The organism is Streptomyces sp. NPDC048057 (genome assembly GCF_040653095.1).
Classification (GTDB): Bacteria; Actinomycetota; Actinomycetes; order Streptomycetales; family Streptomycetaceae; genus Streptomyces.
The window spans coordinates 106,678-121,591 of record NZ_JBEZNF010000023.1 but is presented as its reverse complement, the minus strand read 5'-3'; the positions used below and the strand labels follow the sequence as shown (position 1 = coordinate 121,591).

Sequence of the window (14,914 nt, the reverse complement as noted above, 5' to 3'; positions counted from 1 at the left end):
AGTCAGTCCACCTTCCTTGAATTGGCCATGGTTGGCATCTACTCGATGGCCACAGGGTGTCATGAGTCAGTCCACCATCGCCAGGAGGGGCCCCACATGTCTGAGGAATCGATCGCACCGACGGATGCGCCGACGGATGCGGGGCGGACCGCGGCAGCCGGGCCCACCAAGGCGTCGGCTACCGCGACCGTGCGCTCGCGCCGGCTGCCGCGACGGCTCGCCCAGCTCTACGGGGGGCTGGTGCTGTACGGGGTCAGCGCGGCCATGATGGTCCGCGCCGGCCTCGGGCTCGACCCGTGGGGCGTGTTCCACCAGGGGCTGGCCGAGCGGGCCGGGCTGACCATCGGGGTGGTGACCACCCTCGCCGGCGTGCTCGTGCTCCTCGCGTGGATCCCGCTGCGCCAGCGGCCGGGGCTGGGCACGGTCTCCAACGTCCTGGTCATCGGCGTCGCCATGGACGCCGCCCTGTACGTGCTCCCCGGGGCGCAGGGGCTCGCCGCCCAGATCCCGGTCCTGGTCGCCGGCGTGGTGCTGAACGGCGCGGCCACCGGCCTCTACATCGCGGCGCGCTTCGGGCCCGGCCCGCGGGACGGGCTGATGACCGGGCTGCACCGGGTCACCGGCCGCTCCATCCGGCTGGTGCGCACCGGCATCGAGCTGGCGGTGGTCGCCAGCGGCTTCCTGCTCGGCGGCACGGTGGGCGTCGGGACGGTCGTGTACGCCCTGAGCATCGGTCCGCTGGCCCAGGTGTTCCTGCGGGTCTTCGCCGTGCCCGGCGCGGGACCGGAGGCCGAGCCCGCCGCACGGGCCCCCGAGGGCCGCGTGGTGGCCCGCGGCCCGGCCGCCGGGGGAGGACCGGACGCCGGCGCCGCGGCCGAAGGAGCGATACTGCGGCAGTGACCCCCGTACCGAGACCCCGACCGCGTCACCCCGTCCTGGACCACCCCTCCGTGCTGCCGTTCGCCCACCGGGGCGGGGCGGCGGACGGGCTGGAGAACACGGCCGCGGCCTTCAGGCGCGCCGCCGCCCTCGGCTACCGCCACTTCGAGACCGACGTCCACACGACCGCGGACGGCCGGCTCGTCGCCTTCCACGACGCGACCCTGGACCGGGTGACGGACGTCGGCGGCCGGATCGCCGAGCTGCCGTGGCGCGAGGTGCAGCGGGCCAGGGTCGGCGGACGGGAGCCGCTGCCGCTCTTCGAGGAACTGGTGGAGGAGTTCCCGGGCGTGCGGTGGAACGTGGACATCAAGGCGGAGTCGGCGCTGGAGCCGCTGGTGGACCTGGTGCATCGGGCGCGGCTGTGGGACCGGCTGTGCGTGGGGTCCTTCTCGGAGGGCCGGATCGCCCGGGCCGCACGGCTCGCGGGACCCCGGCTCGCCACGTCGTACGGCGTGCGCGGCGTCATGGGGCTGCGGCTGCGCTCGCTCGGGCTGCCCGCGGCGGTGCGCGCGGGCGCGGTGTGCGTCCAGGTCCCCGAGAGCCGGGGCGGCGTGCGGGTGGTGGACCGCCGCTTCGTGCGGACCGCGCACGCGCTGGGGCTCCAGGTCCACGTGTGGACGGTGAACGACCCGGACCGGATGTGCGCCCTGCTCGACCTGGGGGTGGATGGCATCATGACCGATCGTCTGGAGACGCTGCGCGCGGTGCTGACCGATCGGGGTGCCTGGGTCTGACCCGCGCGACCGCACCGCGCACGAACGAGGGGGGCGCGGCATGACCGCCGGGACCGCGGAGCACGAAGGGGCTGCGGGCGACGGCCCGGGGCCGGACCGGTCCGGGGGCGACGCGCTGCGGGAGCGCCGGCGCGAGCAGCACGGCTGGTACCTGTACGACTTCGCCTGCTCGGTGTACTCGACGAGCGTGGTGACCGTCTTCCTGGGGCCGTACCTGACCTCGGTGGCGAAGGCCGCGGCGGACGCCGAGGGGTACGTGCACCCGCTGGGCGTCCCGATCCGGGCGGGTTCCGTCTTCCCGTACGCGATCTCCGCGTCAATCGTGCTGGCGGTGGTGCTGATGCCGCTGGCGGGCGCCTGGGCGGACCGCACGGGGCGCAAGAAGCCGCTGCTGGCCGTCGCCGCGTACACCGGCGCCGCCGCGACCTGCGCCATGTTCCTGCTGGACGGCGACCGCTATCTGCTCGGCGCCGCGCTGCTGATCGTCGCCAATGCGTCGCTCGCGGTGTCGATGGTGCTCTACAACGCGTACCTGCCGCAGATCGCGGCCCCCGAGGAGCGCGACACGGTCTCCTCGCGCGGCTGGGCCTTCGGGTACGCCTCCGGGGCGCTGATGCTGGTGCTGAACCTGGTGCTGTACGCGGGCCACGAGCGCTTCGGGCTCTCCGAGTCGGAGGCGGTGCGGATCTGTCTGGCCTCGGCCGGCCTGTGGTGGGGCGCCTTCACGGTCGTCCCGCTGCGGCGGCTGCGGGACCGCGGGACGCCGCGGGAGGGCCACGGGGCGCAGCCGGGCGGCTGGCGCCAGCTCGTCGCGACCTTGAAGGACATGCGCCGGCACCCGCTGACGCTGTCGTTCCTGCTGGCGTACCTCGTCTACAACGACGGCATCCAGACGGTGATCTCCCAGGCGTCGGTGTACGGCTCCGAGGAGCTGGGGCTCGGGCAGACGACGCTGATCGTGGCGGTGCTGCTGGTGCAGGTGCTGGCGGTGGCGGGGGCGCTGTGGCTGGGGCGGCTGGCCCGCACCCACGGCGCCAAGCGCATCGTCCTCGGCTCGCTGGCCGCGTGGACCGCGATCCTGGCGGGGGGCTACTTCCTCCCGGCCGGCGAGCCCGCGTGGTTCTTCGCGCTCGCGGCGGGGATCGGGCTGGTGCTCGGCGGCAGCCAGGCGCTGTCCCGCTCCCTCTTCTCCCATCTGGTGCCGCGCGGCAAGGAGGCGGAGTACTTCGCGGCGTACGAGATGAGCGACCGGGGCCTGAGCTGGCTGGGGCCGCTGGTGTTCGGGCTCGCGTACCAGCTCACCGGGAGCTATCGCGACGCGATCCTCTCGCTCGTGGCCTTCTTCGCCCTCGGCTTCGTGCTCCTGGCGCGGGTCCCGGTACGCCGGGCGGTGGCCGCCGCGGGCAATCCGGTGCCGGACCGGATTTAGACGTTGAAGCGAAAGGCCGCTAGTGTACGCGTTTGGCCTGCCAGGCGGACCGTTACTGCGCACTGACGAAGCAGCATCACTGGGTGACACTTTCTGTCAGATGTGACAAACCGGGCACTGGTGGGTACTTCAACCTAGGGCTTGTCGTAGGGATCCCGCCCGATCCGTTCGACGCGTCCAGGGGAAAGCAGCGGCACGACGGGCGACGCATGACCCAGAACGGGAATCTTTACGGCCGACCGGACGTTGACCGGATGACGACGACAGCGACACCTGTCCTGTGGGCGACAAGCCCGGGAGGCACCATTCATGAGTGAGCGAGCTCTCCGCGGCACGCGACTCGTGGTTACCAGCTACGAGACGGACCGCGGCATCGATCTGGCCCCGCGCCAGGCGGTGGAGTACGCATGCCAGAACGGACATCGGTTTGAGATGCCGTTCTCGGTGGAGGCGGAAATTCCGCCGGAGTGGGAGTGCAAGGCGTGCGGCGCCCAGGCACTCCTGGTGGACGGCGAGGGCCCTGAGGAGAAGAAGGCCAAGCCCGCGAGGACGCACTGGGACATGCTCATGGAGCGGCGCACCCGCGAGGAGTTGGAGGAGGTGCTGGCCGAGCGGCTGGCCGTCCTGCGCTCCGGCGCGATGAACATCGCGGTGCATCCGAGGGACAGCCGGAAGTCCGCCTAGGCTCCACCTGGGCACGGACACCGGGTCGTCCGCGACCCGGCCAGGCCGGCGACTTCCTGCGCGGACCGCGCGAACGGCACCGAACGAAGAGGGCCGGGGCACACACCGTGTGCCCCGGCCCTCTTCGCATGTCGGCTTCGCATGTCGGCTTCGCATGTCGGCGCCTCTTCGCAGGTCAGCGCCGATGCCGGCTGTTGCCGTACGTACGGCAACAGCCGGCCCTTGCTCGTACCACCTCTCGTTACGACCTGGGGTCGCCGTCCGGGCGGATGACCTTGCCCTCGATGATCCTCGACTCCTGGTCCGCCCCGGCCCCCGCTCCCTGACCGGTCCCGGCGCCCCGTCCCGACGGGTCCGGGTCGATGACCTCGCCCGGGACGACCCTGCCGTCGGGACGGTGCATCCGCGCCTGGTTGAACGCGTCACCGAGGCTGCCCGGCGCGGCGGCCCGGATGCGCCGCTCGAAGGAGCGCTCGACGGCCCTGCTCAGGAAGGTGCGGACGGGCGGCACGAGCAGGACGAGGCCGACCGCGTCCGAGATCAGCCCGGGGATCATGATCAGACCCCCCGCGAGCATCAGGAAGCCGTTGCCGTTCGCCCCGCTCTCCGGCGCCTCGCCGCGCTGCTGCCGCTGGAGCGTCTCCGCGAGGTTGCGGTAGGCGTTGCGGCCGGCGCGCTTGATGATCGTGCCGCCGAGGACCGCCCCCGCGATCAGCAGGGCGAGGACGGTCAGGGCGCCGGCCGTGGAGCCGACGAGGATCAGCACCCAGACCTCCAGGGCCAACCAGACGGCGAGGCCGATCGGGATGAGGCTGCGGACGCGCGAGCGCTTGGGGGGCAGGGAGCCGGTCGTCATGCTCCCAGTGTGCCTGGGCGCCGGTCCAAGCGGCACCGGCGGGTGATCATCGAGCGGGACGGGACGTGCGGCGCCGGACGGGTCAGACCGGCGGACGGCCCCGGAAACGGTTCGCCCGGTCCGTCAGGCCCCAGCCGGCGACCCGCCACAGCGCTTCCACGGCGATGTCCCGGTTCATCTTGGAGTCGCCCAGCTCCCGCTCGACGAAGGTGATCGGCACCTCCACCACGTGGTACCCGAGGGCAACGGCGCGGCGCGCGAGGTCGACCTGGAAGCAGTAGCCCTGGGAGGCGACCTCGGAGAGCCCGAGGCCGCGCAGCGTCTCGGCGCGGAAGGCGCGGTAGCCGCCGGTGACGTCGCGGATGGAGAGGCCGAGGAAGAGCCGGGAGTAGGTGCTGCCGCCCCGCGAGATGAACTCGCGGTACTTGGGCCAGTTCACGACCCGGCCGCCGGGGACCCAGCGCGAGCCGAGGACCAGGTCGGCGCCCTTGAGGGCGGTGAGCAGCCGGGGCAGTTCCTCGGGCTGGTGGGAGCCGTCGGCGTCCATCTCGATCAGGACGCCGTAGTCGCGCTCCAGCCCCCAGGAGAAGCCCGCGAGATACGCGGCGCCCAGCCCTTCCTTGCCCTTGCGGTGCAGGACGTGGACCTGTTCGTCCGCCGTCGCGAGTTCGTCGGCGAGCTTCCCGGTGCCGTCGGGGCTGTTGTCGTCGGCGACGAGCACGTCCGCGTCGGGGACCGCGGCGCGGACCCGGGAGACGATCTTCTTGATGTTCTCGGCCTCGTTGTAGGTCGGGATGATCACCAAGGCTCGGCCGAGCGGACCGTACCGCCTCTGGGCCTCGCGGTCCTTAGCGCCGTCGTTCACTGCTGCCCCTTCATGTCGTGCACAGGGCCCCACCTTAGCGATCGTCGGGGCGATCGCAGGGCACCCGGCAGCGACGGCACGGAACGGGGGTGTCGTGGGGCGCCGCGGAGCCCGGGGCCGGGGTGCGCGGCGGATACGGATCGGGGACCGGCGTCCTTCGGGCCGACCTGGGATCCGCTGGCTGCGGATCGACCGAGAGCCGTTGTCTACTGAACGCCGGGCCCCACCCGGGTCACACCTGCCGATCGGCTGAAACCTTCCCTCGCCCCCGAGGCGCGGACGCTGGACCTGGCTCCCAGTGGCAGTGCTCCGGTGCGGTGCACTGCCCCATGACCCAGCGGCGTCGACGACTTGCGTGGAGGTTCCGTCGGTCGGACGTCCTGTGGTGGACTTGGCCGAACCTACCCGCCCGTGGGCGCTCCATGTCAACAGTCGTGCGATCTGCGCGGTTTGCCCAATTCGCCCGACCGGTACCGAAGATCCGCAGGTCGTGGCGGAGCCTTCGGGCACCGGTCGACGGAGCGAAATGTCCGTACGTCACCCGTTCAGGCGATCAAAGACCGTGCGCCCGGAGACCACCGTGCGCAGGCAGCGCGGGAGTTCGCCGCCGGGGGTGAGGTCGGGCAGTCCCGGGGTGCCCGAGCGGGGGTCGGTGGACCAGCGGGCGACCCGGTCGTCCGGGGCCTGGACCACCAGGTCACCGGCGTGCCAGACGGCGTAGTCGGCGGGGGCGCCGGGCACCAGGACGCCCGCGTCGTCGCGGCCGATCGCCCGCCAGCCGCCGCGGGTGTGGGCGGTGAAGGCCGCCCGTACGGACACCCGGTGCTCGGGGGTGCGATGGAAGGCCGCCGCCCGGACCGTGCCCCAGGGGTCGAGCGGGGTGACCGGGCTGTCGGAGCCGAAGGCGAGCGGCACGCCGGCCCGCAGCAGCGCCGCGTACGGGTTGAGGGTGCGGGCCCGCTCGACGCCCAGGCGTTCGGCGTACATGCCCTCCGCACCGCCCCAGGCGGCGTCGAAGGCCGGCTGGACGGAGGCGGTGAGCCCGAGGTCGGCGAAGGCGGCGATGTGCTCGGGGGTGAGCATCTCGGCGTGCTCGACCCGGTGCCGGGCGGCGCGCACCCGGGCCGTGCCGAGCGCGTCCGCAGCCGCCCGCACGCCGGCCACCACCGCGCTCAGGGCGGCGTCGCCGATGGCGTGGAAACCGGCCTGGAGGCCGGCTTCGGTGCAGGCGGTGACGTGGGCGGCGATCTCGGGCACGTCCAGGTGGCGGACGCCCGTGTGGTCCGCGTCCGCGTATGGATCGTGCAGACAGGCGGTGTGGGAGCCCAGCGAGCCGTCGACGAACAGGTCGCCCGCCGCGCCGACCGCGCCGAGGTCGCGGATGCGCCGGGCGTCCTTTGCATCCGCGATCCGTTCGGCCCAGTAGCCGACGACGCGGGGGCCGGGGTGGGACTCGGCGAGGGCCAACAGACCGGTGAAGTCGGCCTCGTCGGAGATCTCGGGCCCGCCGCACTCGTGCAGGGTGCCGATGCCGAGGGAGGCCGCGCGGTCGAGCGCGGCGCGCTGGGCGGCGATGCGCTGGGCCGGGGTCACGGCGGCGTGCGCCGCGGCCCGGACCGCGTGGTGCGCGGCGCCGGTGAGCGGCGCGTCGGGGTGGTACCCCGACAGGTCGGTGACGCCCGGCACCAGGTCGAGCAGAGCGGTCGTGACGACGGCCGAGTGGACGTCGACCCGCGGCAGATAGAGCGGACGGCCTCCGGTCGCCTCGTCCAGCTCCGCGCGGGACGGCGGCCGGCGCTCCGGCCAGCGGGCCGCGTCCCAGCCGCCGCCGAGCAGGACCGCGTCGTCGGGGTGCGCGTCGGCGTGCCGTCGTACGAGCGCGAGGGCGTCCGCCACCGTGCTTGCGGGGGCGAGGTCGAGCCCGGTGAGCGCGAGCCCGGTGGAGGTCGTGTGCACATGCGCATCGGTGAACGCGGGGGTGACGAGCGCACCGTCGAGGTCGACGACGTCGTCGGCCGTCGCGGCGAAGGCGTCCGCGGCGCCCTCGGACCCCACCCAGGCGACGTGTCCCCGTTCGACCACCATCGCGGTGGCGAAGGGGTCGGCGGGGCTGTGGACTTCTCCCCCGCGCAGCAGGACGGTGCGGTTCTCGTCGCCGGCGGGCGCGGTGCTCTCGGTCATGGGACCAGGTTAGGTCGCGCCTTCACCGCCCCTGGGCCCGCCCTGGGCTCCCACGCAGGGGCGAACCTAGGGTGCGCCCTTGATCCGCGGCGGGCGGGCCTCGTACGGGGTGGAGAGGACGACCGTGGTGCGGGTGGAGACGCCGGCGAGGGAGCGGATGCGGGTGAGCAGGTTCTCCAGTTCCACCGGCGCCGCGACGCGCACCTTGAGGATGTAGTTCTCGTCGCCGGCGACGCTGTGGCACGCCTCGATCTCCGGGACGCCCGCGAGGCGTTCGGCGATGTCGTCGGGGGCGCTGGGGTCGAAGGGCTTGACCGAGATGAACGCGGTCAGCGGCAGCCCCACCGCCTCCGGGTCGACCACGGCCGCGTAGCCGCGGATGACGCCGCGCTGTTCCAGCCGGCGGACGCGCTGGTGCACCGCCGAGGTGGACAGCCCGGTGGCCTTGCCCAGGTCGGTGTAGCTCATCCGCCCGTCCTTGACCAGCAACTCAACGATCTGACGATCCAGCTCCTCCATGCGGATCAACTTAATTGCCGAGACGCCTTCCAGCACACCCGTGCGCCGCACCGAGTGCTCCCGGAGCGTTCGTGTGACCAACGCCACAGACCCTGAGGGGGGTCCGTCGTGACCGGACGGTTATCCGGGGGGCCCATGGGGAAGTGCTTGCTGTGGTCGAGGCCACATGAGCCCGGTTGGCCCACCTGAGGGGGAGTACTCCATGCAGAGCGTCAAGAAGAGCATCCGCACCGAACCGGAGCCTGTTGATCCGGCGGAGTCTGCGAGGTCTGCCGAATTGGACGAGCCGAGCGCCTACGACACCTTCGACATGTACCGGGTCGTCTGCCCGGACTGCGCGCAGCCAATCGCCCTTCTTGCGGAGGAGGACGTACTCCCGGAGCACGCCCTGTGCCCCACCCCGTGGAACCCCTTCGGGCTGACGGTCTGCTCGGGCACCGGTCGCCCGGCGACCCAGGCGCGTCCCGCCGACGAGACCAAGGAGCCCCAGGAGCAGGGGATGGGGCTGCTGTTGACGCTGCCTCAGGGGCTGGACTGGCGGATGCAGCCGTTCTCGCACGTCGGCGGTCCCGGCTCGCGCCCGCGGCAGCTCCCGCCGATGCGTCACCACGCGGCCTGACGGCGCGCAGGGCCGGCTGGACGGAGCGGCCCCACGATCAAACGGCACGCGGAAGGGGGCCGGGCCAACGGCCCGACCCCCTTTACTCTTCCGCCCCTTCGTACGTCCGCTCTTGGGGACGTCTTCGTACGTCTGGTTGCGTCGACGGGCCCCGCGCCGGGCCGCCGGGTCAGCGGGACTCGGGTCCCAGCAGCTGACGGGCGATCACCATCCGCTGGATCTGGTTGGTGCCCTCCACGATCTGGAGCACCTTGGCCTCGCGCAGATAGCGCTCCGCGGGGAAGTCCGCGGTGTAGCCGTAGCCGCCGAGCACCTGCACCGCGTCCGTCGTGACGCTCATCGCCGCGTCCGTGCAGAACAGCTTGGCCATCGCGGCCTGTCGGGAGAAGGGCCGACCGGCGTCCCGCAGCCGGGCCGCGGTCAGGTACAGCGCCCGACCCGCCTCCACCTTGGTGGCCATGTCGGCGAGCAGGAACCGCAGTCCCTGGAAGTCCGCGATGGGCCGGCCGAACTGCTGCCGCCCCGCGGCGTAGCGCAGCGCCTCGTCCAGCGCCGCCTGGGCGACGCCGACCGCGCAGGCGGCGATGCCGAGCCGGCCCGTGTCCAGCGCCGCGAGCGCGATCCCGAAGCCCTGCCCCTCGTCGCCGATGCGCCGGCCGTCGGACACCCGTACGCCGTCGAGGTGGATCTGGGCGGTGGGCGAGCCCTTCATGCCCATCTTCTTCTCCGGCGCGGCGGGGACCAGGCCCTCGGCGTCGCCGGGGACGAGGAAGGCGGTGATGCCCCGGGGCCCGTCCTGGCCGGTGCGGGCGAAGACGGTGTAGAAGTCGGCGACGCCGCCGTGGGTGATCCACGCCTTGGTGCCGGTCAGCACCCAGTCGTCGCCGTCGCGCACGGCGCGGGTGCGCAGGGACGCCGCGTCGGAGCCGGAGGAGGGCTCGGAGAGGCAGTACGCGCCGAGGAGCCCGCCGCCGAGCATCGCGGGCAGGTGCTCGGCCCGCTGCTCCTTCGTGCCGTAGCCGGCCAGGGCGTGGCAGGACAGCGAGTGGACGCTGACCCCGAGGCCCACGGTCAGCCGGGCGCCGGCGAGTTCCTCCAGGACCTGGAGGTACACCTCGTACGGCTGGTCGCCACCGCCGTACTCGCCCGCGTAGGGCAGTCCGAGCAGCCCGGATCCGGACAGCAGGGCGAAGGTGTCCCGGGGGAAGCGGCCGGCTTCCTCCTCCTCGGCGGCCCGGGGGGCGATCTCCCGCTGGGCGATGTCTCGCACCAGGGCGATCAGGTCCCTGGCCTCCTCGGTCGGCAGCTCTCGTTCCACCGGCTGCGGGGCGCGGTCGGGCATTGCGGCACTCTCCTCCCTTTCGGGCGATGCGGGTCGCGCGCCCCATGGGTGGGTGCACGCGGCACCGGTTTTTCTGCCACGCCGATGCTGCCCCTCCGGATCGCGAAACGGCTGCACGGCTGTGTCGGCGCGTCGAGTATGCCCGATCTTCGTACCCGCGTCACCAGGGGAAAGAGTCGTCCCGATGGCCCGATTGCACCCCGCGGCCCCGTGGCCCGACTGCCGCCCCTGCCGCCCCTGCCGTCCCTCAGTGGATGCCGAACGCCGCCAGCGCCTTGCGCTGGGCCGGCGTGGGGCGCTCGGGCCAGAAGAGGTAGCAGATGCCACCGGTGCCGGACACCACCCGACCGCTGGCGTTGTACCGCTTGGTCCGCAGCCAGATGTTCTCCCACTCGCGGCGGCGGTAGACGCGGCGCACGGCCTCGTTGTCGTCGGACGCGGGGTCGTTGGCGATCACGTCCCCGTCCGGGGTGAACCCTATGACCGTCATCAGATGGCCGGCCGTGCCGTAGCCCGCGCCCGTCAGCTCCTCCTTGCGGAAGGACTGCGAGGTGATCGCCGGGATGCCCACCCGGATCAGGCGCTCCAGGTCCGTGAGCGAGGCGAGCCGGGTGACCACGGCGTTCATGCCGGGGTAGGTGGCGGCGTAGGCCGCGTTGAAGGACCAGTTCCCGCAGCCCCGGTACTGGTAGTCGTAGGTCTGGCGGGCCGCGTGGCACACCTGGGGGTCGTCGAAGTCCGGGTTCACCCAGGCCAGGTCGTCGGCGGTGGGCTTGCGTCCCCAGTACTCGACGATCATCTGCGAGGAGGTCGGGCTGCACCACGCCTCGCCGCCGTTGTCGTACTCCGGGTACCGGCCGATGTGGATGTTCTGCGAGTAGCGCGGCACGGCCAACTCGCGCGCCGGGCCCGGCTCGGACGCCGGCACGGTGAAGCGGTCCGGCACGTCCGACGCCATCGCGCCCAGCCGCCACACCGTGGGCGTGGGGCGGGTGCCGGGCCGGCGGTACAGCGTCAGACGCAGTCGGTACGCGGCCAGGCGCAGCCCGCTCGCCGCGTCGTCCACGGAGAAGGTGTCGGTCCAGATGCTCGACCTGCCGTCGGTCTGGCCGTCGACCGAGGTGCGGCGGACGTCGCCGTCGCCGGCCGCCCAGCGGCCCATGACGTACCAGGGCGTGCGGGTGCCGTCGGAGTAGGTGCCGCCGAGTTCGACCTGGATCCAGGTGCCGGCGGGGGTGTGTGCGTTCCACGAGGTCACCACCTCGGTCGCCGGCACCGCGGAGCGGTGCTCCGGCGAGGTCCAGGTGGCGTACTCGTAGCGCTCGGTCCGTCCGGTGTGCGGATCGGTGTGGTCCACCACGCCCACGGCGCGGTCGACCACCACCCCGGGGCGCTGCCCCGGCGCGGCGCGGGTGCCCTCGGCGGTGCCGCAGCGCCAGTCGGTGTACGAGGTCCAGAAGCGGTTGTCAACGGTCCAGGTGGTCAGGGTGGTCCTCACGGGCGCATCGGGAGCGTCGGGCGAATCGGGCGCGGCGACCGCCGGGAGGGCGGTGGAGGTGGACAGCGCCCCGGCTCCGGCCGCCGCGGCGATCGCCGCACCCAGCACGGACCTGCGCGTAGTGGCTCTGGCCATGGAACCCCCAAGTCGAGTGCGCCCAGCGGATGGCGCGGGCTGCCGCGCCGGAGGCCACTATCACCCCTGCTCGCCGTTTCGGCCAGCGCCCGGGGCCTGCGTCGTACGACCAATATTGGTCTGGTCCACTGGCGCCCGCGCTGCCTTCCGTACCTGGTCCGGCGGCGGGACGCGCACCCACGGGCGGCTGTGCGCCGGCCCCCGTAGGGTGGTGGTGTGGACGATGTGGAACGGCTGGCCGGGTCGCTGTACGCGGGACCGCCCTCCTGCGGGCCGGTGCGGCTGGTCGCGGTCGACGGGCACGCGGGCTCGGGCAAGAGCACCTTCGCCGCCCGACTCGCCACCGTGCTCGGCGGCGAGGTGCCGGTGCTGCACCTCGACGACCTCGCCAGCCACGAGGCGTACTTCGACTGGACCGGCCGGGTGCTCGACCAGGTCGTCGATCCGCTGTCGCGGGGCATCACCGCGCACTACGAACCGTACGACTGGGTGGCGCGGCACTTCGCACCCGCCCGGGAACTGCCGGCCGCCCCGGTGGTGCTGATCGAGGGCGTGGGAGCGGGCCGCGCCGCGCTGCGCCCGCACCTGGCCCGGCTGTTGTGGATGGAGCGCTCCCCCGAGGACTCCTGGCTCCGGGGCCGGCAACGGGACGGAATCGGCCTTTCGGCCTTCTGGGACAGCTGGACCGTGGCCGAGACCCAACACTTCCTGGCCGATCCTTCGCGCTCGTTCGCGGATGCACTGGTTCAGGAGTGCCCCGAGGGATACGAGGTGCACCCGGGGCCCATGGCGACCGCATGAGCGCATCGGATCATCACATAGAGTGACGCCCCTTGCCGGCCAGTACCACGCGTCGGGAATCCGCCCCATCAGTGCCTGAACTCCGCTTGACCCGGGGGGTGTCCAGGTCTTACGTTCTCAATGTGCGGCTTTTCGAAGCTGCCGCAGACGCGAAGCCCCCGGTTGTTCCCCCGTGATCGGGGGCTTCGTTCTGCCTCCGTCGCGCCGCCGCCGGCCGCCACTCCTAACCCTCGGTCACCGTCGCCGGATCACTCCCCGGTGGCCTTAAACCAGGCGTCCCCCCGCAGGTACGATGCCCTTCGGTGGGGCCTCGGCCGGGCCAATTCCCGTCCGCGACAAGGTGGTTTACGTCGGTGTACTTGTGGGGGACCTGATGGACATCGGCACGCAGGGCGGCACCGCCCCGGCCGACCTCGCCTGGGTGCGCGGCGTCGACGCGTACACCATGGGGGCCTATCCGCAGGCCGAGGAGGAGTTCCGCACCGCCGTACGGCTCGACCCCGGGATGGCCGACGGCTGGCTCGGGCTCCACGCCCTGCGGGTGGACACCGCGAACGCCCTGCTGCGCATGTTCCGGGCCCGCGACCGCTTCGGCGAGCAGCGCCACCGCCACCGCCGCACCCTGAACTCCTGGTACTGGCTCGGCTGGTGGGTCCAACCGGTCCTGGAGACCCCGCGGGACCTGCTGCTCGCCCACGCCTCCCACTGGCTCGACGGCCGCCACGTCCCGGAGCTGGACCGGGCGCTCGCCGGACTGCCGCCGATCGACACCGATCCGCAGGTCCGCTTTCTGCACGCCTGCCGCGCGTACCTCGTCAAGGACTGGGAACAACTCGTCCGCCACACCGAACAGTTGGTCCACGATCCGCTGCTGGGGATCGAGGCCGGGCTCTTCGCCGGGATGGCGCGGGTGCGGCTGGAGATGTACGGGCAGGCGGAGCCGCTGCTGGCGACCGCCCTGATGCGGTGCCGCAGCGAACAGCCGCAGCGCAAGGAGTTGCGCTACTGGCTGGCCCGCGCCCACGAGGGCACCGGCCGGACCGCGGCGGCCCTGCCGCTGTACCGCGCGGTGCACCGTATCGACCCGGCGTTCATGGACACCGCGGCCCGGCTCGCCGCGATCGCGGAGTTCGACGGCCTGGACGGAGTGGACGCCGCCGCCGGCTACGACGCGGCGGGCCTCGCGGTCAGCCTCGCCGGATACGGGCAGGAGGCGACGGAGGTCGAGGCGGAGGGGCCGACGGCGACCGACCTGCGGCCCGGCGGCGAGCCGGCGTCCCCGCTCGATCCGACCGCCCCGTCCGACGTGTCGGCCCAGCCGCCCGGTGGCTCCCCCGGTGCGCCCGAGGCGATCCGGCGCCGCGAGTCCGCTTCGACCGCGCCCGCTCCGCCGCTCTTCCCCGCCGGCCCCACCGATCCGGTGCTGCTCGCCCAGGCGCTGGCCGAGCTGGAGCGCATGGTCGGGATGGAGCCGGTCAAGCGCCAGGTCAAGGCGTTGTCGGCGCAGTTGGAGATGGCGCGGCTACGGGCCAGCCAGGGCCTGCCCGTACAGCCCCCGAAGCGCCACTTCGTCTTCTCCGGCCCCTCCGGCACGGGCAAGACCACCGTCGCCCGGATACTCGGCCGGGTCTTCTACGCGCTGGGGCTGCTCGGCGGCGACCACCTGGTGGAGGCACAACGCGCCGACCTGGTGGGCGAGTTCCTCGGGCAGACGGCGGTGAAGGCCAACGACCTGATCAACTCGGCGCTCGGCGGCGTCCTCTTCGTCGACGAGGCGTACAGCCTGTCCAACACCGGTTACGCCAAGGGCGACGCCTACGGCGACGAGGCGCTCCAGGTCCTCCTCAAACGGGCCGAGGACAGTCGGGACCACCTGGTGGTGATCCTCGCCGGATATCCCGAGGGGATGGATCGGCTCCTGACCGCCAACCCCGGGCTGACCTCCCGCTTCGCCACCCGGGTCGACTTCCCCTCCTACCGTCCGCTGGAGCTGACCGCGATCGGCGAGGTGCTGGCCGCGGAGAACGGCGACAGCTGGGACGAGGAGTCCGTCGAGGAGCTGCGCTCCATCTGCGGCCACGTGGTCGACCAGCGCTGGATCGACGAGCTGGGCAACGGCCGCTTCCTGCGCACGCTGTACGAGAAGAGCTGCGCCTACCGGGATCTGCGGCTCTCCGGCTATCCGGGCACGCCGACCCGGGAGGATCTGTCGACCCTGCGGCTGCCCGATCTGATGCAGGCGTACGGCGAGGTCCTGTCGGGCCGCGGCCCCTTGGAACGCGGCCCGCAGGACCCGCCGTCGTCCTGAC

At 72.9% G+C, this 14,914-nt stretch carries 13 protein-coding genes; 7 read left to right on the top strand and 6 right to left on the bottom strand.

What is annotated here, in order from left to right; genetic code table 11:
• Window positions 1-96: 96 nt before the first annotated feature.
• The 4 genes from AB0E05_RS26105 (at window position 97) to AB0E05_RS26090 (ending at window position 3,789) form a co-directional block, all read left to right on the top strand.
• Window positions 97-900 (top strand): hypothetical protein, encoded by an 804-nt coding sequence (locus AB0E05_RS26105; RefSeq protein WP_361967638.1) that lies wholly within the window; start codon window positions 97-99, stop codon window positions 898-900.
• Window positions 897-1,676, top strand: coding sequence for a glycerophosphodiester phosphodiesterase (locus tag AB0E05_RS26100; protein ID WP_361967636.1), 780 nt, complete (start codon window positions 897-899; stop codon window positions 1,674-1,676). Before AB0E05_RS26105 ends, AB0E05_RS26100 begins: the two co-directional genes overlap by 4 nt.
• A gap of 40 nt (window positions 1,677-1,716) precedes the next feature.
• Window positions 1,717-3,105, top strand: a complete 1,389-nt coding sequence (locus AB0E05_RS26095) for an MFS transporter (protein WP_361967634.1) — start codon at window positions 1,717-1,719, stop codon at window positions 3,103-3,105.
• A gap of 309 nt (window positions 3,106-3,414) precedes the next feature.
• Entirely contained in the window at window positions 3,415-3,789 is a 375-nt protein-coding gene (locus AB0E05_RS26090; RefSeq protein WP_361541020.1) for an RNA polymerase-binding protein RbpA, read from the top strand.
• A 241-nt stretch (window positions 3,790-4,030) separates the two neighbouring features.
• Here the strand turns inward: AB0E05_RS26090 and fxsA are convergent, their stop codons facing one another.
• The 4 genes from fxsA to AB0E05_RS26070 all read right to left on the bottom strand — a co-directional run bounded on the left by fxsA (window position 4,031) and on the right by AB0E05_RS26070 (window position 8,210).
• Entirely contained in the window at window positions 4,031-4,645 is a 615-nt protein-coding gene (gene fxsA, locus AB0E05_RS26085) for an FxsA family membrane protein (protein ID WP_361967631.1), read from the bottom strand.
• Window positions 4,646-4,727: 82 nt separating this feature from the next.
• The gene (locus AB0E05_RS26080) at window positions 4,728-5,510 is read right to left on the bottom strand and encodes a polyprenol monophosphomannose synthase (RefSeq protein WP_361967629.1); all 783 of its coding nucleotides are present in this window, start codon (window positions 5,508-5,510) and stop codon (window positions 4,728-4,730) included.
• A gap of 537 nt (window positions 5,511-6,047) precedes the next feature.
• The gene (locus AB0E05_RS26075) at window positions 6,048-7,691 is read right to left on the bottom strand and encodes an amidohydrolase (RefSeq protein WP_361967627.1); all 1,644 of its coding nucleotides are present in this window, start codon (window positions 7,689-7,691) and stop codon (window positions 6,048-6,050) included.
• A 66-nt stretch (window positions 7,692-7,757) separates the two neighbouring features.
• Window positions 7,758-8,210: an Lrp/AsnC family transcriptional regulator gene (locus AB0E05_RS26070; protein WP_361967625.1), complete on the bottom strand. Its 453-nt coding sequence runs from the start codon at window positions 8,208-8,210 to the stop codon at window positions 7,758-7,760.
• Between the two features lie 202 nt (window positions 8,211-8,412).
• Here AB0E05_RS26070 and AB0E05_RS26065 point away from each other — a divergent pair, with 202 nt between their 5' ends.
• Complete coding sequence (locus tag AB0E05_RS26065) at window positions 8,413-8,829, top strand: hypothetical protein (RefSeq protein ID WP_361967623.1); 417 nt, start codon at window positions 8,413-8,415, stop codon at window positions 8,827-8,829.
• Between the two features lie 169 nt (window positions 8,830-8,998).
• On the opposite strand, the gene AB0E05_RS26060 is transcribed toward AB0E05_RS26065, so the two are convergent.
• Both AB0E05_RS26060 and AB0E05_RS26055 read right to left on the bottom strand, forming a co-directional pair.
• A complete protein-coding gene (locus AB0E05_RS26060; RefSeq protein ID WP_361967621.1) occupies window positions 8,999-10,171 on the bottom strand; it encodes an acyl-CoA dehydrogenase family protein in 1,173 nt (390 codons plus the stop codon).
• Between the two features lie 247 nt (window positions 10,172-10,418).
• On the bottom strand, window positions 10,419-11,804 hold the full coding sequence (locus AB0E05_RS26055; RefSeq protein ID WP_361967619.1) for a peptidase C39 family protein: 1,386 nt from the start codon (window positions 11,802-11,804) through the stop codon (window positions 10,419-10,421).
• Window positions 11,805-12,020: 216 nt separating this feature from the next.
• Between AB0E05_RS26055 and AB0E05_RS26050 the strand changes: the two genes are divergently transcribed.
• Together AB0E05_RS26050 and AB0E05_RS26045 are read left to right on the top strand one after the other, a co-directional pair.
• Window positions 12,021-12,605 (top strand): hypothetical protein, encoded by a 585-nt coding sequence (locus AB0E05_RS26050; protein ID WP_361967617.1) that lies wholly within the window; start codon window positions 12,021-12,023, stop codon window positions 12,603-12,605.
• A 373-nt stretch (window positions 12,606-12,978) separates the two neighbouring features.
• Window positions 12,979-14,913 (top strand): AAA family ATPase, encoded by a 1,935-nt coding sequence (locus tag AB0E05_RS26045; RefSeq protein WP_361967615.1) that lies wholly within the window; start codon window positions 12,979-12,981, stop codon window positions 14,911-14,913.
• Window position 14,914: the final 1 nt, after the last annotated feature.

What these genes read in the sequence shown, in the direction of transcription:
- AB0E05_RS26055 (WP_361967619.1), bottom strand. Translation starts at nt 11,804, where the DNA reads ATGGCCAGAGCCACTACGCGCAGGTCCGTGCTGGGTGCGGCGATCGCC.
- AB0E05_RS26070 (WP_361967625.1), bottom strand. Translation starts at nt 8,210, where the DNA reads ATGGAGGAGCTGGATCGTCAGATCGTTGAGTTGCTGGTCAAGGACGGG.
- AB0E05_RS26060 (WP_361967621.1), bottom strand. Translation starts at nt 10,171, where the DNA reads ATGCCCGACCGCGCCCCGCAGCCGGTGGAACGAGAGCTGCCGACCGAG.
- AB0E05_RS26105 (WP_361967638.1), top strand. Translation starts at nt 97, where the DNA reads ATGTCTGAGGAATCGATCGCACCGACGGATGCGCCGACGGATGCGGGG.
- AB0E05_RS26075 (WP_361967627.1), bottom strand. Translation starts at nt 7,691, where the DNA reads ATGACCGAGAGCACCGCGCCCGCCGGCGACGAGAACCGCACCGTCCTG.
- AB0E05_RS26090 (WP_361541020.1), top strand. Translation starts at nt 3,415, where the DNA reads ATGAGTGAGCGAGCTCTCCGCGGCACGCGACTCGTGGTTACCAGCTAC.
- AB0E05_RS26095 (WP_361967634.1), top strand. Translation starts at nt 1,717, where the DNA reads ATGACCGCCGGGACCGCGGAGCACGAAGGGGCTGCGGGCGACGGCCCG.
- fxsA (WP_361967631.1), bottom strand. Translation starts at nt 4,645, where the DNA reads ATGACGACCGGCTCCCTGCCCCCCAAGCGCTCGCGCGTCCGCAGCCTC.
- AB0E05_RS26045 (WP_361967615.1), top strand. Translation starts at nt 12,979, where the DNA reads ATGGACATCGGCACGCAGGGCGGCACCGCCCCGGCCGACCTCGCCTGG.
- AB0E05_RS26065 (WP_361967623.1), top strand. Translation starts at nt 8,413, where the DNA reads ATGCAGAGCGTCAAGAAGAGCATCCGCACCGAACCGGAGCCTGTTGAT.